Source organism: Aeromonas sp. AE23HZ002T15 (assembly GCF_054165525.2).
The window spans coordinates 56,394-74,377 of sequence record NZ_CM201342.1 but is presented as its reverse complement, the minus strand read 5'-3'; the positions used below and the strand labels follow the sequence as shown (position 1 = coordinate 74,377).

At 63.2% G+C, this 17,984-nt stretch carries 17 protein-coding genes and 5 tRNA genes; 15 read left to right on the top strand and 7 right to left on the bottom strand.

The genetic code is table 11. The features are described from left to right. Positions 1–130: 130 nt before the first annotated feature. Complete coding sequence (locus ACT5M9_RS00340; RefSeq protein ID WP_438551185.1) at positions 131–307, top strand: hypothetical protein; 177 nt, start codon at positions 131–133, stop codon at positions 305–307. A gap of 85 nt (positions 308–392) precedes the next feature. Here ACT5M9_RS00340 and ACT5M9_RS00335 read toward each other — a convergent pair whose 3' ends face one another. Then, positions 393–980 carry an FMN-dependent NADH-azoreductase gene (locus tag ACT5M9_RS00335; RefSeq protein WP_457978774.1) on the bottom strand — a complete coding sequence of 196 codons (588 nt, stop codon included), beginning with the start codon at positions 978–980 and terminating at the stop codon, positions 393–395. Between the two features lie 225 nt (positions 981–1,205). Here ACT5M9_RS00335 and ACT5M9_RS00330 point away from each other — a divergent pair, with 225 nt between their 5' ends. The 4 genes from ACT5M9_RS00330 (at position 1,206) to ACT5M9_RS00315 (ending at position 4,641) form a co-directional block, all read left to right on the top strand. Further along, on the top strand, positions 1,206–2,096 hold the full coding sequence (locus ACT5M9_RS00330) for a DMT family transporter (protein ID WP_457978776.1): 891 nt from the start codon (positions 1,206–1,208) through the stop codon (positions 2,094–2,096). An 88-nt stretch (positions 2,097–2,184) separates the two neighbouring features. Next, on the top strand, positions 2,185–3,363 hold the full coding sequence (purT, locus tag ACT5M9_RS00325; RefSeq protein WP_457978778.1) for a formate-dependent phosphoribosylglycinamide formyltransferase: 1,179 nt from the start codon (positions 2,185–2,187) through the stop codon (positions 3,361–3,363). A 106-nt stretch (positions 3,364–3,469) separates the two neighbouring features. After that, positions 3,470–4,129: a hexitol phosphatase HxpB gene (hxpB, locus tag ACT5M9_RS00320; protein ID WP_457978779.1), complete on the top strand. Its 660-nt coding sequence runs from the start codon at positions 3,470–3,472 to the stop codon at positions 4,127–4,129. A 308-nt stretch (positions 4,130–4,437) separates the two neighbouring features. Further along, on the top strand, positions 4,438–4,641 hold the full coding sequence (locus ACT5M9_RS00315) for a CPXCG motif-containing cysteine-rich protein (protein WP_005336871.1): 204 nt from the start codon (positions 4,438–4,440) through the stop codon (positions 4,639–4,641). Between the two features lie 140 nt (positions 4,642–4,781). Here the strand turns inward: ACT5M9_RS00315 and ACT5M9_RS00310 are convergent, their stop codons facing one another. Next, positions 4,782–5,393: a riboflavin synthase subunit alpha gene (locus ACT5M9_RS00310; protein ID WP_457978781.1), complete on the bottom strand. Its 612-nt coding sequence runs from the start codon at positions 5,391–5,393 to the stop codon at positions 4,782–4,784. 145 nt (positions 5,394–5,538) lie between these two features. Between ACT5M9_RS00310 and ACT5M9_RS00305 the strand changes: the two genes are divergently transcribed. From ACT5M9_RS00305 to ACT5M9_RS00275, 7 genes are all read left to right on the top strand, one after another. Further along, complete coding sequence (locus ACT5M9_RS00305) at positions 5,539–5,745, top strand: YaeP family protein (RefSeq protein WP_100858406.1); 207 nt, start codon at positions 5,539–5,541, stop codon at positions 5,743–5,745. A 149-nt stretch (positions 5,746–5,894) separates the two neighbouring features. Further along, positions 5,895–7,274 carry an MATE family efflux transporter gene (locus tag ACT5M9_RS00300; RefSeq protein WP_457978783.1) on the top strand — a complete coding sequence of 460 codons (1,380 nt, stop codon included), beginning with the start codon at positions 5,895–5,897 and terminating at the stop codon, positions 7,272–7,274. A gap of 253 nt (positions 7,275–7,527) precedes the next feature. Beyond that, a tRNA-Val gene (locus ACT5M9_RS00295) sits at positions 7,528–7,604 on the top strand. Between the two features lie 11 nt (positions 7,605–7,615). Further along, a tRNA-Val gene (locus ACT5M9_RS00290) sits at positions 7,616–7,692 on the top strand. 16 nt (positions 7,693–7,708) lie between these two features. After that, positions 7,709–7,785, top strand: a tRNA-Val gene (locus ACT5M9_RS00285). A 58-nt stretch (positions 7,786–7,843) separates the two neighbouring features. Beyond that, a tRNA-Val gene (locus ACT5M9_RS00280) sits at positions 7,844–7,920 on the top strand. 29 nt (positions 7,921–7,949) lie between these two features. Continuing rightward, a tRNA-Val gene (locus ACT5M9_RS00275) sits at positions 7,950–8,026 on the top strand. A gap of 183 nt (positions 8,027–8,209) precedes the next feature. Here the strand turns inward: ACT5M9_RS00275 and ACT5M9_RS00270 are convergent. Further along, positions 8,210–10,651 carry a DNA polymerase II gene (locus tag ACT5M9_RS00270; protein WP_457978785.1) on the bottom strand — a complete coding sequence of 814 codons (2,442 nt, stop codon included), beginning with the start codon at positions 10,649–10,651 and terminating at the stop codon, positions 8,210–8,212. A 180-nt stretch (positions 10,652–10,831) separates the two neighbouring features. On the opposite strand from ACT5M9_RS00270, the gene ACT5M9_RS00265 reads away from it, so the two are divergent. Further along, the gene (locus tag ACT5M9_RS00265; protein ID WP_457978787.1) at positions 10,832–11,476 is read left to right on the top strand and encodes a hypothetical protein; all 645 of its coding nucleotides are present in this window, start codon (positions 10,832–10,834) and stop codon (positions 11,474–11,476) included. Positions 11,477–11,515: 39 nt separating this feature from the next. Continuing rightward, positions 11,516–12,400, top strand: coding sequence for a pirin family protein (locus ACT5M9_RS00260; protein ID WP_457978789.1), 885 nt, complete (start codon positions 11,516–11,518; stop codon positions 12,398–12,400). A gap of 93 nt (positions 12,401–12,493) precedes the next feature. Here the strand turns inward: ACT5M9_RS00260 and ACT5M9_RS00255 are convergent, their stop codons facing one another. The 4 genes from ACT5M9_RS00255 to ACT5M9_RS00240 form a co-directional block, all read right to left on the bottom strand. Next, on the bottom strand, positions 12,494–13,354 hold the full coding sequence (locus ACT5M9_RS00255; protein WP_438551194.1) for a PA4780 family RIO1-like protein kinase: 861 nt from the start codon (positions 13,352–13,354) through the stop codon (positions 12,494–12,496). 239 nt (positions 13,355–13,593) lie between these two features. Continuing rightward, on the bottom strand, positions 13,594–14,592 hold the full coding sequence (locus ACT5M9_RS00250) for an LpxL/LpxP family acyltransferase (protein WP_457978791.1): 999 nt from the start codon (positions 14,590–14,592) through the stop codon (positions 13,594–13,596). Positions 14,593–14,744: 152 nt separating this feature from the next. Then, on the bottom strand, positions 14,745–15,734 hold the full coding sequence (gene lpxM / locus ACT5M9_RS00245) for a lauroyl-Kdo(2)-lipid IV(A) myristoyltransferase (RefSeq protein WP_457978793.1): 990 nt from the start codon (positions 15,732–15,734) through the stop codon (positions 14,745–14,747). Positions 15,735–15,968: 234 nt separating this feature from the next. Continuing rightward, a complete protein-coding gene (locus ACT5M9_RS00240; RefSeq protein WP_457978795.1) occupies positions 15,969–16,949 on the bottom strand; it encodes a TDT family transporter in 981 nt (326 codons plus the stop codon). 103 nt (positions 16,950–17,052) lie between these two features. Here ACT5M9_RS00240 and ACT5M9_RS00235 point away from each other — a divergent pair, with 103 nt between their 5' ends. Then, complete coding sequence (locus tag ACT5M9_RS00235) at positions 17,053–17,952, top strand: LysR substrate-binding domain-containing protein (RefSeq protein WP_457978797.1); 900 nt, start codon at positions 17,053–17,055, stop codon at positions 17,950–17,952. Positions 17,953–17,984: the final 32 nt, after the last annotated feature.

Sequence of the window (17,984 nt, the reverse complement as noted above, 5' to 3'; positions counted from 1 at the left end):
GCCCAGCCGGGCTGGCTCTGGCGGCAAAAGCTGCTAAGGTGGAGTGACCTGTCGCCTGACGTATGGATACATCAGGCTGTCACACAGAGCGGATACCCTTATCCGTGTACCACTAGCCAAGGACGACGCCATGCACCTGACCCGACAGACCAGCCTGATCATCATCAGCGCCCTCTTCACGATCAGCCTCTTCTCCCCCCAATTGCCTGACAGCACTGAGCAGTGGCTCAGCAGCCTGCTGCTGGGATCCCTGGTGGTCGTCTGCCTGCTGGTAGGCAGCGGTTGTCGTCACTTCCTGCGAGACTGACCTCTCCGGCCCTGGCCGACCCTTTAAAAACACAACGCAGCCCGAGGGCTGCGTTGTTGTTTCTGTCTGGCAGAGTGCGAGCGGATTAGATAGCCAGGGCTTCCAGCTGCTCTTTCGCCTGCTCGATACCCTTGGCCTGGGCATCCGGGCCCATGCCCATACCTTCGGCGTAGATGAAGTCCACCTCATTGATACCGATGAAGCCGAGCACGGTGCGCATGTAGGGGGTCACCAGATCGGTGGCATTGCCCACGTGCAGGCCACCGCGGGGGCTGACCACCAGGGCGCGGGTGTTTTCCACCAGGCCGACCGGACCGGTCTCGGTGTAGCGGAAGGTCACGCCGGCGCGAGCCACCAGATCAATCCAGTTTTTCAGCTGGGTCGGGATGTTGAAGTTGTACATGGGGGCCGCAATCACCACCAGATCGCTCGCTTTGAGTTCGGCAACCAGCTCGTCGGACTGGGCCAGCACGGCCAGCTGACGCTCGCTCAGGTTCTCCCCGCCGCGCAGACCGAAGGCCAGCTCGCCATCCAGCACCGGCAGGTTCAGGGCAGCCAGATCGCGCACTGTGATGTTGTCATCCTGGTGATCGGCCAGGAAGCCGTCGATCAGGGCGTTGGACTGAGAGTATTGACCCAGGATGCTGGACTTGAGTACGAGGATGTTGGCCATGGTAAGACTCCATTTGGTTATCAGTTGGACAGTAGCACTGTCGATGGAGGTCACTATAAACACTGGCTTTCCCCCCTGATAGCGAAAATAGATGCTCAACTCATTCAAAAATTTTGATGTGTGTGCATTTCCTCGCCATCGGGGTTTTCATCGGGCTCCCGCCCTTGGCAGAACAAACGATTGCCGTTATGATCCGCCGCACTTTTTTGCATGACTCCGGATCCCATGGAACCCTCTCGCAGGCACTCCCCCTTTGCTGGCGCCGTCTGGATGATGGTGGCAGGCCTCTGCTTCGCCGCCGTCAACAGCCTGAGCCAGTATGTCAGCTTCAAGCTCGGCCTCGCCTCCACCCAGGTCGCCTTCCACCAGTACCTGATCGCCTTGATCTGCCTGCTGCCCTGGCTCATCCGCCACGGCCTGCGCCAATCCCTGATGACCAATCAGCTGCGGCTGCACCTGCTGCGGGTGGCCCTCGCCGTCATCGGCATCCAGTTCTGGCTCTGGGCGCTGGCGGTGCCGGTTCCCATCTGGCAGGGCATAGCGCTCTTGATGACCTCGCCGTTGTTCGCGACCCTGGGATCCGCCCTGCTGCTCAAGGAGCAGGTGAGCCGGGCCCGCATCCTCGCCACCCTGGCGGGCTTTGTGGGGGCCATGCTGATCCTGGCCCCCTGGACCGATGACTTCAGCTGGGCCTCCTTGCTGCCGGTGGCGGCGGCCCTGTTCTGGGCCGGTTACTCACTGCTGGTGCGCTATCAGGCGGCGAGCGAGTCGTCCCACACCATAGTGGTCTACCTGCTCATCTTCAGCACCCCGTTCAACGCCATGCTGGCCCTGCCGGAGTGGCAGTGGCCGAGCGAGACCCAGTGGTTGCTGGTGGCGGCCTCCGGCGTGCTGTCGGCCCTGGCCCAGATGTCCATCGCCCGCGCCTACAGCGTGGCCGAGGCGTCCTTCGTGCAGCCGTTCGACTTCGCCAAGTTGCCCATGAACGTGCTGGCCGGCTGGCTGGTGTTTGGCTGGGCGCCCCCGGGCCGATTGTGGCTCGGCGCCGCCATCATCATAGGCGCCATCACGCTGCTGACTCATCTCGAGCAGCGCGCCCACAAGTCCGTTTCCTGAGGTACGCCATGCGTGCCTCTTTTTTTGTCCGCTCATTGGCCACCCTGTGCGCCGTACACGATGGACCATCGACATGAGGAGAGATCGAATGTTTGGAACCGCCACCCGCCCCGGCGCCACCCGCGCCCTGCTGCTGGGCTCCGGAGAGCTTGGCAAGGAAGTCGCCATCGAGCTGCAGCGCCTTGGCATCGAAGTGATCGCCGCCGACCGCTACGCAGGCGCCCCCGCCATGCAGGTGGCGCACAAAGCCCATGTGCTGGATATGCTGGACGGCGCCGCCCTGCGCGCCCTGGTCAATGAGGTCAAACCCGACCTCATCATCCCCGAGATCGAAGCCATCGCCACCGATACCCTGGCGGCGCTGGAACAAGAAGGGGTGAGAGTGGTGCCCAACGCCCGCGCCACCCAGCTCACCATGAACCGGGAGGGGATCCGGCGCCTGGCCGCCGAAGAGCTCGGCTTGCCCACCTCCAGCTATCGCTTCGCCCAGAACAAGGAAGAGTTCGACGCCGCGGTGGCGGCCATCGGCCTGCCCTGCGTGGTCAAACCCGTGATGAGCTCCTCTGGCAAGGGCCAGAGCCTGCTGCGGAACCTCGCCAAGCGGGACGACGCCTGGACCTATGCCCAGGAGGGGGGCCGCGCGGGCCGTGGCAAGGTGATCGTCGAGGGCTTCGTGCCCTTCGAGTACGAAATCACCCTGCTCACCGTGCGGGCGGTGGATGGCATTCACTTCTGCGATCCCATAGGACACCGCCAGGAGGACGGCGATTATCGCGAATCCTGGCAGCCCCAGGCCATGAGCGAGCTGGCCCTGACCCGTGCCAAGGAGGTCGCCGCCAAGGTGGTCGAGGCCCTCGGCGGCCACGGCCTGTTCGGGGTGGAGCTGTTCGTCAAGGGGGATGACGTCTGGTTCAGCGAGGTCTCTCCCCGCCCCCACGACACCGGCATGGTGACCCTTATCTCCCAGGATCTCTCCGAGTTCGCCCTGCACGTGCGCGCCATCCTGGGGCTGCCCATCGGCCACATCACCCAGTACGGGCCGAGCGCGTCGGCCGTGGTGCTGCGAGAGGGCCACAGCCAGGACATCCGCTATCGGGGCATTGGCGAGGCGCTGAGCCTGGTGCCGGGTGCCCAACTGCGCCTGTTTGGCAAACCCGAGATTGCCGGTCGTCGCCGGCTCGGGGTGGCGCTCGCCCGTGCTGAGCAGTGTGATGAGGCCGTCGAGCAGGCCAAGGCGGTGGCAGCGAGGGTCGAGGTCATCTTTTAAGCAACTGGCGTTGCCCGCATGATCCCGCGCAAGGGGCAGTGAAATGCCCCTTTTGCATTTGTGCGTCCGGCTTATAATCCCCGTTCAACCTTGTCAGGAGTAGATGATGTTAACTGCCGTGATCTTCGATATGGACGGTGTCCTGATCGATTCCGAACCCTTTTGGCAGCGCGCCCAGATGGCCGTGTTCGCCGAGCTGGGCCACTTCCACACCGAGGAAGACTGCAACTCCACCATAGGGGTGCGCATCGATCAGCTGGTGGCCCACTGGTATCGCATTCGTCCCTGGAGCGGCCCCAGCCAGGACGAGGTGGTGCAGCGCATCCTGGATCAGGTGATCGCCCTCATCCTGAGCGAAGGCCAGCCCAAGGAAGGCGTGCTGGAGGCGCTGGCGCGGATGGAGGCCCGTGGCCTCAAGATCGGGCTCGCCACCTCCTCGCCGTTTTCCATGGTGGACGCCGTGCTCGGCAAGCTTGGCATCAAGGATCGCTTCTTGGCGGTGCACTCCGCCGAGGTGGAGCGCTTCGGCAAGCCCCACCCGGACGTCTATATCCACGCGGCCGAGAAGCTCGGCGTCGAACCTGTCCATTGTCTGGCCATCGAGGACAGCTTCACCGGCTTGCTGGCGGCCAAGGCGGCCTCCATGAAGGCGCTGATAGTGCCGGATCCCGCATTGGTGGGGGATCCGCGCCTCGCCATCGCCGACCATGAACTCGGCTCCTTGGCCGATCTGGATGGCGCCATGCTGGAACGCTGGATAGCCTGAGCCGTCGGGAGAGGGAGGCGCAGATCGTTCCCATGTGTCCCACCTAGCCATCGCCAACCCTGTTGATCAGCCCCGCCAGGCGGGGCTTTTTATTTTCCTCTCACCAATCAATAAGCTGGGCTCCCAGCATCAGATCCGCGTTCAACCTGACGCATTGCGAGACTCACGGCCCAGCGGAAATGGGCGATGAGTGCCTGCGCCTCAACTCGCATTCCCTTGCCCTAAACGTGCGCTCCCTCGCGGTTGCGGCGCCCCTCGCCGACTAGAATCAGGGTAACAAGGCGGCCCAAGGGCCTGAGGAGGTCACCATGATCGAGTACACCAGCAAGCGTATCGTCTGCCCCCACTGCGGTCACCACACCCGGGTCGAGCTCGACGCCAGCCAGGGGGATCAGGAGTTCTACGAGGATTGTATGGCCTGCTGCAACCCCATCCACCTGAGACTGCACAGGGACGAGGCCCGCGACTGTTTGCAGCTGTTTGTGGATGCGGACGACGAGCAGCTGTTCTGACGGCACCGGGCACATGTATTGCCCTGCACAAGGCAGTGATCTGAACTGCCTGTCTTGTTTTTGACGAAATAAACCATCTATAGAATGCAAAAAAGGCCAGCAATCTGCTGGCCTTTTGGCATCGATGATCAGATGTCGGCTCAGGCACGGGCCGCCAGCACCCGTTCCACCGTATCGACGATGGCCTGGGTCTGGGGGTCTATCTCGATATTGGTGCGCCAGCCCGCCTTGACCCAGCCGAGGTTGGTGCGGGCCAGGGTCTCGGGGATGAGGTTGACGCAAAACTCGTTGGCTCGCACCTCTCCCACGGTCAGGCTGATGCCGTCGATGCCGATGTAGCCCTTGGTCAGCACGTATTTCATCAGCTCGGGGGCGAGGCGATACCAGACCTGGCGGTTGTTCGGGGTGTCGATGACCGAGATGACATCCGCCGTGCCCATGATGTGGCCGGACATGGCGTGACCACCTATCTCGTCGCCAAAGCGGGCAGCCCGCTCCACGTTCACCTTGTCCCCGACCTTCAGCTGCCCGAGATTGGTGAGGCGCAGTGTCTCCTGCATCAGATCGAAGCTAACCAAGTCTCCCTCGACCTGGGTCACGGTCAGGCAGCAGCCGTTGTGGGCGACGGAGGCGCCGAGCGCCAGCCCCTCGCCCCAGGCCAGGCTCGGCATGCGAATCACGTGGGTGCGAAAATTGGGCTGCTCGGTGAAGGCCACCAGTTCGGCTGTGCCTTGTACTATGCCGGTGAACATGTCTCGTCTCCTGCTTGTCAAAAATCGCTGGCAGGTTAACCCTCACCACTTCGCAAGACAAGGCAAGACAAGCGCAGCGGCTGACAAGGCCTGCGCCGATCGCTATAGTGACGGCAGTCAGATCCAGCTCTATGAGGAAGTAAATATGCAGGTATATCAATGCTGTGAAGCCATTCGCATCGCCTATAACCAGATTGGCTCGGGGGAGCAGGGCTATGTGCCGAACGCCATCGCCGCCACCATCCGCGCCCTCAACGCCGTGGCAGGGGACGAACGAGTACCCGCGGACTTGCGCGAACAGGCCGCCTACGCCGCCGCCAACCTGCTGATCAGCGATCACGAAGACGCCTGATCCCGTCAACTCCCGCGAACGGTTTCCCGTTGGCGGTTTTTCAGGCTAGAATGACACCCCCGCTCTTTGTCTCCCCGGCTCCGGGGAGGCAAAAGCTCCTCTCAATCATCCGTTCTTTCTCTTTTTATCTGATCCATTCGGAGGTGTCAGTGCAACGTTATTGGTCCGAGGCGAAGCAACTCGTTCGCCTAGCCAGTCCCATTCTGGTGGCCCAGGTGGCCCAGGTCGCCATGAGCTTCGTCGATACCGTGATGGCGGGCCAGGTCAGCGCCGTGGATCTCGCGGCGGTGTCGGTGGCCTCCAGTTTCTGGCTGCCGATCATCTTGCTGACCCAGGGCATCATCATGGCCCTCACCCCCATCGTTTCCCAGCTCAACGGCGCCCGCAAACGGGACGAGGTGCGCCCCGCCGTGCACCAGGGCTTCTGGCTGGCGCTCATGGTGATCCCGATCGCCATGCTGGCGCTCTATTTCAGCCCGCTGGCACTGCACCTGATGAAGGTGGATCCCGTCATGGCCGCCAAGACCACCGGCTTCCTGCACGCCATCATGTGGGGCCTGCCCGCCTTCGTGCTGTTCCAGGTGCTGCGCAACTTCAGTGAGGGGCTCTCCCACACCATGCCCACCATGGTGATCGGCTTCGTGGGACTGGCGGTCAATATTCCCGCGAACTACATCTTCATTCACGGTCACTTCGGCATGCCCAAGCTCGGTGGCGTGGGCTGCGGCGTGGCCACCGCCATCGTGCTCTGGGCCATGCTGCTGGCGATGATCCTCTATGTGAAGTTCTCCTCCCACTTCAAGAAGATCAACCTGTTTGCCAACCTGGCCCGCCCCAATGGCAGCCGGATCTGGCGCCTGTTCCGCTTAGGCTTCCCCATCGCCATGGCCATCTTCTGCGAGGTGACCCTGTTTACCGTGGTGGCCCTGATGCTGGCCCCCTTCGGCGCAGAGACGGTGGCGAGCCACCAGATAGCCCTGAACTTCTCCAGCCTGGTGTTTATGCTGCCGCTCTCCATCGGGGTGGGTGTCACCATCAGGGTCGGCCACAGCATCGGCGAGGGTCAGCCCGAGCACGCCCGCGTCGCCGCCCGCACCGGCCTGATGCTGGGCATGGCAGTGGCCGCCGGCACCGCCGCCCTCACCGTGCTGCTGCGCGAGCATATCGCCGGTATCTACACCGACGACATGCAGGTGATCACCCTCGCGGCCATACTGCTGTTCTTCGCCGCCATCTACCAGATCTCCGACTCGGTGCAGGTGGTCGCCGCCGCGGCCCTGCGTGGCTACAAGGACACCAAGGCGATCTTCTACGTCACTATCGTCGCCTACTGGGGGCTCGGACTGCCCACCGGCATGATCCTGGGGCTGACCGACTGGGTGGTGCCACGGATGGGGCCGCAGGGCTTCTGGGTCGGCTTCATCGTCGGCCTGACCGGCGCCGCCCTGATGCTGGGCGCCCGCCTGCGTCATATCTATGGCCGCTTCGCGAGCCCGGAGGCCTGTACGGCGCTTTCCCGGGCTCAATAAACAAGCCCGGCAAGAGACGCTGCGAGGCGTGCTATATGAGCGCCTCGCCTGCAAAATCAACAGGCTGCGCAAGAACTGGGCAAACAGTCTCCTTTGTGCATGTCCCTTGTTGACAGCCTTGGGGGCCATGGGTAGTATGCCGACCACGCCAGCAATGCTGGCGTTGTTGAAGTGGGTTTAACGCTCAGTTGGTCAGAGCATTACCTTGGCATGGTGAAGATTGTGTCGTTGGTTCGAATTCATTTCATCGAGTGGGTTTATAGCTCAGTTGGTTAGAGCACTACCTTGACATGGTAGGGGTCGTTGGTTCGAATCCAATTAAACCCACCACTTTTCGTGATGCGTCCTTAGCTCAGCTGGTTAGAGCACCACCTTGACATGGTGGGGGTCGGTGGTTCGAATCCACTAGGACGCACCATCACGACACAGAATTTGCGTCCTTAGCTCAGCTGGTTAGAGCACCACCTTGACATGGTGGGGGTCGGTGGTTCGAATCCACTAGGACGCACCATATTGCCGTGAATGAAACCCTTGGTTTGCAGTTACGGGGATAAAGCGATAGATGATGTGGGTTTATAGCTCAGTTGGTTAGAGCACTACCTTGACATGGTAGGGGTCGTTGGTTCGAATCCAATTAAACCCACCACTTATCGTAAAAGTCGCACAGCGCACCCTGCGTCCTTAGCTCAGCTGGTTAGAGCACCACCTTGACATGGTGGGGGTCGGTGGTTCGAATCCACTAGGACGCACCAAATTTGAAGAGCCCGCTTGATAGCGGGATTTTTGCTTTTCAGCTTTCGATGGCTGTCGGGAGAAGAGGCGGGAGTGATATCTCCCTAAGCACACTTCCCCTCCCTTCCTGCGTCTTCCTGCTGACCTTTCTTCTTTTCTATACCTGCAGCTCCTTTGCATATCACGCGAGCCGTCTCTTGGGGCTAGAAGAGATCCAGCTGCTGGCCACAGATCCGCTCGAACGACTCGCCGATAAATGGCAGGATGGCGTCGGCAATGGGTTTCAGTTGCTTGTCGATGTAGTGCTCGTAGTCGATGGCACTGCGCCTGTATTCCAGTGGCTCTGGCCCGTTCATGGTAACCAGATAGGCGATGGTGCCCCTGTGCTGATAGCGTTGGGGCCGACCCCGGCGCAGGTTCTCCTCGTCCGCCAGGCGCGCCGCCCGCACGTGGGGGGGAACGTTCTTCTGGTACTCCTCGAGCTTCTGGCGCAGCCGCTTGCGGTAGACAAGTAGATCGTCGTGCAGGCCGGCCCGGGTCTCATCCACCATGGTGCGCACATAGCCGCTGGGATCCTGATCGTGAAACACCAGCTCATAGAGGCGGGTCTGGAACTGCTTGGCGAGCGCCGTCCAGTCGGTGCGCACCGATTCGAGCCCCTTGAACACCAGTTGCTCTTCCTCCCCCTCCTCTTGTGTCCCGACCAGGCCGGCATAACGCTTCTTGCTGCCCTTGTCCAACCCACGGATGGTGGGCATCAGGAAGCGGCGATAGTGGGTCTCGTATTCGATCTCGAGATAGCAGGGCAGATCGAACTCCCGCTTGATCAGGGAAGTCCAGTTGGTGTTGATCATGGTGGCCAGCCGCTTGCCAATCTCGTCCGCCTCCCCGGCCCTGACGGCCCGCCCCAGGTGGACGAAGGTGGAGTCCGTGTCGCCGTAGATAACCTCGAAGCCCTCCCCCTCTATCCACTCCCGGGTCTGCTGCATGATGCCGTGGCCGCGCAGGGTGATGGAGGAAGCGAGGCGCGGATCGTAGAAGCGGCAGCCCCCGGAGCCCAGCACCCCGTAGAAGGAGTTCATGATGATCTTGATGGCCTGGGAGAGCGCCTTGTTCCTGGCCGCCTTGGCCCTGTCCCGCGCCGCCCAGAGGGTGGCGATGAGATCCGGCAGGAAGTGGCGGGTGCGGGAGAACAGGGCGCCGCGAAAACCGGGCACCGCGGTAGCGGGCTGTTGCAGCCCTTCCACCAGCCCCATGGGATCGATGCAGAAGGTGCGGATGATGCTGGGATAGAGGCTCTTGAAATCCAGCACCAGCACGTGGCGATAGAGGCCGGGCTTGGAGTCCATCACATAGCCGCCTGGGCTCGCCAGACCACCGTCGGCAGGCAGGTTGGGGGCCACATAGCCACCCCGGTGCAAGCGCGGCAGATAGAGGTTGGTGAAGGCCGCCACCGAACCTCCCACCCGATCCAGTTCGAGGCCGGTGAGGGAGGCCCGCTCGATGGCGAAGGGGATGAGGTGGCAAAAGTCGAAGATCTCCCACACCAGCTTGCAATCTTCCAGGTTGTAGCGGGCGAGTGCTTCCTTGTCCGAGTGGAACAGCTCGGTGATCTTCTCCCCCCGGTTCGCCACATCCTCGATATCCTTGCCGCGGCCCAGCAGTTCGCTCGCCACCGAGTCCAGGCTGTAGCTCGCGAACTGCCAGGTGGCGCTTTTCAGGGTATCGATACCGTCCAGCACCATGCGGCCCGGGATGATGACGTTGCCGGTCTGGGGATCGCCCCGGGACGAGCGCCAGAAGCAGAGCTCGCGCCCCCGCCCGAGACGCAGCCGCCGCCCGCCGAGCTCGGCCCGGCGCAGCAGCAGGCGAAAGTCGAAGTTCACCACATTCCAGCCGATCACGAGATCGGGATCGTGGCGGTTGAACCAGGCCTCCAGGGCGCCGAGCAGGGCATTTTCATCCGCCACCCACTCTATGGTTGTCTCCCAATCTTCGGATCCCGCCTCAGGCACCCCTATCATGATGACCCGCGCATCCTGCTCGCTGTAGAGCCCGATGGAGAACAGGGCCCCGTCCATGGCGCACTCCACATCCAGCGACACCCAGGAGAGTTCCGGGGTCACCCCCTGAGGGGCGCAGCGCGCCTGCTGCACCTCCCAATAACCCTGCTTGCCCCCCTTCTTCACCTGCTTGCCATCGAAGCGGATGCCGGCGGTGATGAAGCGCTCCATCAGGTAGCGCTCCGGCAACCGGATATCCGATTCGAAGTGTTCGAGGCCTCGGATGAGCAAGAGCTCGATAGCCCGGTGGAAGGCGCTCAGGGTGGAGAAGTAGCAACCCACCACGGCCCGGCCGTCGAAGGTATGCATGGGCAGACGGCGAAACCTCCCGCTCACCCCGGCGCCCTTGAACAGCTCGGCCGCCTCCTGCATGTGGTGCTCCGGCAGGAAGAACACCGGCTCCTGCCCCGGCACCACCAGGCGCACCGGTCCCTTGGCGCTCCAGAGCCACATCACTATCTCGGTGTGGGATCCCAGACCGCCGCGCCCGCGCACGTCCCGCCCGTGACGGGTCAGGATGAAACCGTCCTGGGGAGGAGTCTCCGGTGAGAGAGGGGGGCTGGGGGCTGGGGTCACGCTCATGGGGGCATAGATAAGACCTAGGATGGACCTATTGTACGTTCATACAGTACCTGGCCGCAAATGCCATGAAAGCAGACTCGGGGCGTGCCGCTTTTCCCCCTGAGTCTGCCATCCTGGGGCGGATTGGTGCATATTAACCTTATCATCAGTCATCGCTGGATAGGCGGCACCGGAGACCCCATGCGCACTGCCCTGCTCATCCCCCTGCTGGCCGCCGGCCTCATTGGCTGCGGCTCCTCCTCCTCGATCGGCGTGGGCGCCAGCACAGGGGCCTATTACGGCAGCGCCTACCCCTGGTGGTATGACGACTACTTCAACTACTGGGACCATTACTACCCCTGGTGCTGCGACAACCAGGGGGATTTCGACGAGCTCATCAAGAAGTGGTGGGGCGGCCTGGACGCGGATCGTCAGCAGGAGATCAAGGACAAGTTCCACGACTGGCAGGACAACCACGGAGAGGCGGATCTCGCGGCCCTGCGCGGTGACTTCGCCAGCCGCTGGCATGCCATGTCGCCAGAACAAAGAGAGGCGCTGCGGGAAAACAGCAAGCTGCGCCCGAGTGTCAGCAACCCGGACAGAACCCTGCGCTCCCCCCTTGACGACAGAGCCGCCAGAGCCGGGGGTGAGCGCAGCGGCCTGCTCCCCACCACCCGGCCCCAGGCGGACGGCGGCTTGCTCACACCGAGTCCCGCAGGAACCCGCCCCGAGCTGCAACCCAGGCCCCATCTGCCGACTAACCTGGCCGTTCCCCCTCATAGGCCCGCCATGCCCCACCGGATGGCGCCGCCCATGCGCAGTTTCCCGGGGATGCGCCGCCGTTAGGGAGGCGCCCCTTCTTCCCCCTTGTTTAAGGAGCACCACATGACACTGCAATGGCAACGCATCCCCTCCCGCATCACAGACGTGGGGGGCATACCGGTCGCCCGCGCCATCCCGGTCAAGGAGAGGCGCACCATAGGCCCCTGGTGTTTTCTCGATCACATAGGGCCGACCCGGTTCGCCCCTGGCGCCAAGGGGATGAATGTCGGCCCCCATCCCCACATCGCCCTGCAGACCTTCACCTGGATGCTGGAGGGGGAGATATTGCACCGCGACAGCCTCGGCAGTGAGCAGGTGATCCGCCCGGGCCAGGTCAACCTGATGACCGCCGGGCGCGGCATCGCCCACACCGAGGAGTCGATGCCGGGCCATGCCGACCTGCACGCCGCCCAGCTCTGGATAGCGCTGCCAGAGGCAGATCAGGATACCCAGCCCCGCTTCGATCACTACCCGGACCTGCCCAGCTGGCTGGAAGGCGGGGTTACCTTCACCCTGCTTGTCGGCGAGCATGGAGGGCGCCAGGCCCCCACCCTGCGCTTCTCCCCCATGCTCGGCCTGGATCTGCACAACGGCGGACAGGCAGAGTCGACCCTCTCCCTCCCCCTGGATCCTTCGTTCGAACACGGCCTGCTGCCCCTGCAAGGGGAACTCGCCGCCTCGAGCAAGCCCCTCGCCCCGGAAGAGCTGCTCTATCTGCCCCCAGGGACAGAGCAGGTCCAGCTCACCCTGTCCCCGGGGACCAGGGTGCTGGTGATAGGCGGCGAGCCCCTGGCCAAGCCCCTGCAGATCTGGTGGAACTTCGTGAGCTTTGACAGGGAGGCCATTCGCACCGCCGCCGCCGACTGGGAGAGCGGCCATCCGCGCTTCGGAGAGGTGGTGGGTTACGCCGGACCCCGCCTCAGCGCCCCGCCCCTGACCGGGCTCTGATAGCGCGACACAAACGAAAAGAGCGCCATAGGCGCTCTTTTCTTGTCTGCGTTGACGGCGAGGCGGGTGTCCCGCCCTGGCTCCCGTGAAGGCTCAGAACCCCTCTTCCTGCTCCGCCTGCTGGCGGGCTCGGCGTGCCATCGCCTCTTCCTGGGCGCTCTCGATCTCGTGCAACACTCCATCCAGATCGATGGCCGCGGTGCTCTCCTCGAAGAGGCCGGTCAGCTCGGTCTCCGGGCCCAGCTTGCCATCTTCAAACAGGGCCCACATCTCCCGGGCGTAACGGGTCTTGAGCAGCTCGGGGGCGTACATGCCGTAGTAGTTGCGCATGTTGTTGACGTCCCGCTCCAGCATGGCCCTGGCCTGGTTGTTGGCGGCGGCATTCACCACCTGGGGCAGGTCGATGATGACGGGCCCTTGCGCATCCACCAGCACGTTGAACTCGGAGAGATCCCCATGGATGAGGCCGGCGCAGAGCATGCGCACCACGTAGCGGATCACCTTGCCGTGATCGATGAGGGCCTGCTCCGGGGAGAGTGCTACGTCGTTTAGACGAGGCGCCACATCGCCATCCTCGTCGGTGATGAGCTCCATCAGCAGGACGCCGTCCAGGCAGACATAGGGTTTGGGCACCCGTACATTGGCGGCGGCGAGCTTGAACAGGGCATCCACCTCGGTGTTCTGCCATACCTCTTCATGCTGCCTGCGGCCGTATTTCGAGCCCTTCTCCATGGCACGGGCATCGCGGCTGCCCCGCACCTTGCGCCCCTCCTGATAGACCACGGCCTGTTTGAAGCTGCGCTTGGACGCCTCTTTATAGACCTTGGCGCAGCGGATCTCGTCGCCGCAGCGCACCACATAGACGTCGGCTTCTTTGCCGCTCATCAGCCGGCTGATGACATCGTCGACCAGGCCGTCATCAACCAGAGGTTGGATTCGATTTGGAATTTTCATGACCGCCCTTTTACCTTATTTGCACCTTGTTTGCACTCTGTTTGCACCTCGTTCACCCCCGGCAAGATAACGCGAGCCGACGCCCGCTCGCCATCCCCCATCGAGGGCCGCACCGCCAGCGCTTGCCGCACCGCGCTCCCCGGCGCCAAAAGGATATGCCTATCTCCGGGCTCCTGCCCCGGATCGAGGCAAATCCCGGGCTATGTCATGCAAAACGGCCCGCAAGGGGGCCGTGAATGTCACTCGGGATCCGGGGGCAACCCCTGGCGGATGCGCCTTATCCCCTCCTCGTAGAGGCCGTCCTTGCCCTCATTATCCTCCTGAGTCTCGAAGATCTTGAGGAACCACATGTACTGCTCCGGGAAACGAGTGAGTTGCCGTTCCACCATGCGGTTCATGGCGTTGACGTCGGCCATCAGATCCTCGGTGGGGTAAGGGTCGAACGGCGCCTCTATCTCCATCCGGTAGCAGTGCTCATCCTCGTCATAACAGGCCAGCACCGGCACCGCCCTGGCGCCGGTCAGCTTCACCAGCTTGGGCAGGGCCGGCAGGGTCGCCTTGGGATGGTTGAAGAAGGGCACGAAGAGGCTGGCATCGCGGCCATGGTCCTGATCCGGCAGGTAGAAGAAGCTGTCCCCTGAGCGCAGGGCCTTGATGGCCGGCTTGATGCCGACGCTGCGCTCATAGACGCGGCCACCCTTGCTGCGCTCGCGGTTGATGTACCAGTCGAACACCGCATCCTTGGGGCTCTTCATCATGGTGCACAGGGGCACCCCTTCATCCGTGATGAAGCGGCCTATGGTGTCCACCGCCCAGGTGTGGGGCACCACGAAGATCATGGGGCGACCGGCGGCGCGCTCGGCTTCGATGTGTTCCCAGCCCCGCACCTTCATGCGCCCTTTCAAGTACGCCTTGCTGCGCCAGGTCATCTCGCCAAAGCCCATGAAGGTCTTGAGACCCGTGCGGATGGACTTGAGCAGCAGCGCCTCGCGGCCCGCCTCGTCGAGTTCGGGGAAGCAGATCCTGATGTTGGTCTCGGCGATGTAGGCCTGTTTCTTGGAGTAGCGCAGCAGCAGGGGGGCCATGGCATCGGCCAGCCGGTCACGCAGCCTTGCCGGTGTCCAGGCCAACCCGGAGAGCAGGCCGAGGGCCAGCCAGCTGCCCCACCATTTGGGATGCAGCAGACGGGGATGAAATGAGGTGTCGAACACCGGATCTTGTGCGGACATGGTCGTCATCGAATCGTCAAAACAGACCGTTATTTTAGTGATCCTGACAGTTTTATCTACCCTGTGGCCGCCATAGCCCCTTCCCAAGTCACTGATCAGACTAGTTAGAAACAAAAAATGGCCCACATGGGGCCATTTTCAAGCGACTCTTCAGCCGGGGTTCAGAAATGGGGGGACAGGCCGCGCCGTATGCGTTTTATGCCTTCCTCGTAGAGGCCGTCTTCCCCCACCTGATCCTCGCGGGTATCGAAGATCTTGAGGAACCACATGTACTGGCCCGGATGGCGAGTCAGCTGGCGCTCAACGCTGTCGTTCATGCGGCAGGTGTCCGCCAGCAGATCGTTGCTCGGGTAGTCGGCGAAGGGGGCCTCTATCTCCAGCCGATAGCCGTGGGTCGCCTCGTCATAGCAGGCGAGCACGGGCACCGCCTTGGCGCCGGTCAGCTTCACCAAGCGCGGCAGGGCCGGCAGGGTCGCCTTGGGGTGGTTGAAGAAGGGGGCGAAGATGCTCGCCTCGCGGCCGTGATCCTGATCCGGCAGGTAGAAGAAGCTCAGGCCGGACTTCACCGCCTTGATCACCGGCTTGATGCCGGCGCTGCGCTCGTAGACCCGGCAGCCGTTCTTGGCACGCTCGCGGTTGATGTGCCAGTCGAACACCGGGTTGCGGGCGCTCTTCATCATGGTGCACATGTCGAGCCCCTGGCGGGAGAAGTAGTAACCCGCCGCGTCGATGGGCCAGCTGTGGGGCACCACCAGGATCACCGGACGACCGGCGGCCTGCTCGGCTTCGATATGCTCCCAGCCGCTGACCTGGATGCGCTTCATCAGGTGCGCCGGGCTGCGCCAGGTGAACTCCCCAAAGCCCAGCAGGCTCTTGAGACCCACCCGGATGGAGGTCATCAGGATGGCATCGCGCTCCGCCTCGCTCTTCTCCTTGAAGCAGATGGCGAGGTTGGTGCGGGCGATGTAGATCTGTTTCTTGGAGAACCTGAGCACCAGGGGTGCCAGGGCGTCCGCCAGCTTGTCGCGCCAGCGCGGCGGCACGAAGGCGAACACGCCGAGGGCACCGAGGGCCAGCCAGCTCGGCCAGTAACGGGGGCGCAGCAAACGGGACTGAAACGAGCAATCAAATACGGGATCTTGGGAGGACATGGATAGGTCAAATGATAGAGATCAGCATTGGTGGCCATCCTGACAGGTAATACCAGTTAACACCACCTTAATCTTGGCTGAATCACCGACTATTTGAGCCGTTTCACGGATTGACAAATGCAAAGCATCCTCATTTCCATGTCCCGGGGTCCATGCATGACTCCGATGCCAGAGACAGATGCAAGACACCCCGCGAGGCGGGGTGTCTTGGGATGAATGCATCAGGCCCGCGTCTTAGCGGTGGACCGGCTCTCCCTCCACGGAGGCAGACGCGCGTGGCAGCAGGGCCATCAGGTAGCGCAGGGCCACATAGGTGACCACCAGGGTCGCCACCGCGAGCTCCAGATTGGCCAGCACATTGATCTGGGCCACGTAGTGAGCCGCCACCGGCCACTGCGACAGCAGCTGACCGACCTTGAACAGGGCGGTGGAGCCGATCACCAGGGGGAAGGTGAAGGCGGCAAAGCCCGGGGAGAACGGCAGGCGCAGCAGCTTGAACAGGGAGAGATAGATGATCCCCGTCATCAGCACGGCGATCCCGAGCAGCACGGCCACCAGCAGCAGGGAGGGCTCGGCGGTCACGGTCAGGTAACCGGCCAGGGACAGGCTGGCGGGAGCGGCCAGGATGGCGATGGTGGGCTTGGCGGCGTCCGGCACCTCGTGGCTGAAGATGAGGCGATAGAGCATCAGGGGCAGCATCAGGCCGTAGCAGACGAGGCCAAACCAGAGCAGCACGTTGGCCAGCTCGGCGAAGGGGCCCCCCGGGTAGGCGATATCCGCGACTATGATCCCCACCGGCGGCACGAACCAGCTCGGCACCATGTGATGGATCTCGAACTCTTTCGCCCTGTGCCAGACGAAGGTGGCGAGGAACGCCAGGTGCAGCACCACGGCAAACAGCCAGAGCCCCTGCCCCAGCGCCGGATCCAGGTGACCGATGGCCTTGGAGACCACCATGGTGGCCATGGCATAGGTGGGCACCACGCTGCCCACCACGGGGTGGGCGAGATCCTGCCACAACAGGCGCGGGTGCAGCAGGAACTTGCCGGTGAGGACGAGGAGCAGCACGGCGGCGATGGCGGCCCCCAGCAGTTGCAGGCGACCATCGAACTGACCGGCATTTTCCCAGCACCAGCCGAGGCTGGCGATCCCGAGTGCCAGCCCGGCCATGGGGGTCGGGGCAGCAGCCAGAGAACGACGGGTACGTGCGATCATGTTGGATATCCTCTTCTTGATGGTGATGTCCATAGGATAAAGGGGCGGGATCGTTTACGATATCTAAATGAATTGAATCAAGCGTTCAGGAAAACCAAACAACATGAAGCTCACCCTGCAACAACTCAAGGTGTTCGCCACCATAGCCCGCCACGGCAATCTGGGGCTCGCGGCCAACGAGCTTTGCCTCAGCAAGGGGGCCGTCTCCCAGTCGTTGCAGGAGCTAGAGCGCCAGCTCGCCACCCCGCTGTTTGACCGTGTCCACCCCAGGTTGCAGCTCAACAGCGAGGGGCTCTTGCTGCAACCGGCCGCCGAGGAGCTGCTGACCCGGATGCAGGAGATAGAGCAGCTGTTTAGCCCCGACGCCGAGCCCGCCAGCCAGCTGCGCCTCGGCGCCAGCCAGACCATAGGCAACTACCTGCTGCCGAGCCTCTTGGCAGAGAGCGCCAAGGAGCTGGGGCTCCCCCCCAGGGTGACCATCGCCAACACCCACCTGCTGTGCCACGCCCTCGCCCACTTCGAACTGGATCTTGCCCTCATCGAGGGGGAGAACCATCACCCTGAATTGGTGAGCGAACCCTGGCTGGAGGACGAGATGCTGATCGTCGCGCCCCCCCATCACCCCCTGGCCGGACGGCTGGAGCTGCCCCTCGGCCAGCTTGGTGGCGAGACCTGGGTGCTGCGCGAGCCCCAGTCCGGCAGCCGCGAGCAGTTCGAGCAGCAGCTCCAGCCCAGGCTGCCGCGCTGGCAGGCGGGGCTGGAGCTCAACACCCTGGAGGCGGTGATGCTGGCGGTGGAGCACGGCCTTGGCCTCTCCTTTATCTCCCGCCTCGCGGTCTCGGACCGCCTCGCGAGCGGCCGCCTGGTGGCTCTCACCCCAAGTCGCCGCTTCCCGCGCCAGCTCTCCCTGGTCTGGCACAAGCAAAAATACCACTCCGCCACCCTGCGCCGCTTCCTGGCATTCTGCCGCGCCCAGCAACTCCCCGCCCCTCGCGAGCGCTGATGCCGGCGAGGGGCAGTGCACGCCTCGGGGAG

Coding starts and splice junctions, on each gene's coding strand:
- ACT5M9_RS00340 (WP_438551185.1), top strand. CDS start 131: ATGCACCTGACCCGACAGACCAGCCTGATCATCATCAGCGCCCTCTTC.
- ACT5M9_RS00335 (WP_457978774.1), bottom strand. CDS start 980: ATGGCCAACATCCTCGTACTCAAGTCCAGCATCCTGGGTCAATACTCT.
- ACT5M9_RS00330 (WP_457978776.1), top strand. CDS start 1,206: ATGGAACCCTCTCGCAGGCACTCCCCCTTTGCTGGCGCCGTCTGGATG.
- purT (WP_457978778.1), top strand. CDS start 2,185: ATGTTTGGAACCGCCACCCGCCCCGGCGCCACCCGCGCCCTGCTGCTG.
- hxpB (WP_457978779.1), top strand. CDS start 3,470: ATGTTAACTGCCGTGATCTTCGATATGGACGGTGTCCTGATCGATTCC.
- ACT5M9_RS00315 (WP_005336871.1), top strand. CDS start 4,438: ATGATCGAGTACACCAGCAAGCGTATCGTCTGCCCCCACTGCGGTCAC.
- ACT5M9_RS00310 (WP_457978781.1), bottom strand. CDS start 5,393: ATGTTCACCGGCATAGTACAAGGCACAGCCGAACTGGTGGCCTTCACC.
- ACT5M9_RS00305 (WP_100858406.1), top strand. CDS start 5,539: ATGCAGGTATATCAATGCTGTGAAGCCATTCGCATCGCCTATAACCAG.
- ACT5M9_RS00270 (WP_457978785.1), bottom strand. CDS start 10,651: ATGAGCGTGACCCCAGCCCCCAGCCCCCCTCTCTCACCGGAGACTCCT.
- ACT5M9_RS00265 (WP_457978787.1), top strand. CDS start 10,832: ATGCGCACTGCCCTGCTCATCCCCCTGCTGGCCGCCGGCCTCATTGGC.
- ACT5M9_RS00260 (WP_457978789.1), top strand. CDS start 11,516: ATGACACTGCAATGGCAACGCATCCCCTCCCGCATCACAGACGTGGGG.
- ACT5M9_RS00255 (WP_438551194.1), bottom strand. CDS start 13,354: ATGAAAATTCCAAATCGAATCCAACCTCTGGTTGATGACGGCCTGGTC.
- ACT5M9_RS00250 (WP_457978791.1), bottom strand. CDS start 14,592: ATGACGACCATGTCCGCACAAGATCCGGTGTTCGACACCTCATTTCAT.
- lpxM (WP_457978793.1), bottom strand. CDS start 15,734: ATGTCCTCCCAAGATCCCGTATTTGATTGCTCGTTTCAGTCCCGTTTG.
- ACT5M9_RS00240 (WP_457978795.1), bottom strand. CDS start 16,949: ATGATCGCACGTACCCGTCGTTCTCTGGCTGCTGCCCCGACCCCCATG.
- ACT5M9_RS00235 (WP_457978797.1), top strand. CDS start 17,053: ATGAAGCTCACCCTGCAACAACTCAAGGTGTTCGCCACCATAGCCCGC.